Source organism: Cupriavidus sp. GW821-FHT02F09, from assembly GCF_059421605.1.
This window is the reverse complement of the sequence record NZ_JBWKVH010000120.1, coordinates 1-559: the sequence shown is the minus strand read 5'-3', so window position 1 is coordinate 559 and position 559 is coordinate 1. Positions and strand designations below refer to the sequence as shown.

General features: G+C 67.8%; 1 pseudogene. It reads left to right on the top strand.

Annotated features, from left to right (window positions below):
- Nucleotides 1–559 (top strand): annotated as a pseudogene (locus AC07XB_RS39055) (GGDEF domain-containing protein); the annotation flags it as partial.

The window sequence follows — 559 nt, the reverse complement described above, 5'->3', positions numbered from 1 at the left end:
CTCGTCCATCGCCCCGCCCGCGCCCGGCGAAAAGGTCGACCTGAGCGGGCGCGAGCATTTCCGGGTCCATCAGAACGCGGGCGGGCGCGACATCCTGTTCATCAGCGACCCGGTGAAGGGCAAGGTCTCGCGCAAATGGTCGATCCAGTTCACGCGCCCCATCCTGCGCGCGGGCAGCTTCGACGGGGTCGTCGTGGTCTCGGTCAGTCCGGAGCAGTTCGCCAGCTTTGCGCAGACGTTCACTAACCGCGATGGCGAAGTGGCGTCGGTCATCAAGACTTCCGGCCAGGTCCTTGCGCGCGTGCCGGCCCTGGAGGGCGCGCTGGCCAGGGCGGTCAGCAGCAGGCCGTACCTCGCCAGCGAGGCGCCCCAGTCTGGTAGTTATCGGGCGGTGTCGGGCTCAGAAGGCGTGGAGCGGGTCTTCGGCTATTACCGTGCGCCGGAGTTCGGGCTCAATTTCGTGGTGGGCGAGTCGGTCGGCATGGTGCTGGCGCCCTACGAGGTCTATCGCCGCGTTGCCTTGGCCGGCGCCATTGCTTCCACGCTGCTGCTTGGCCTG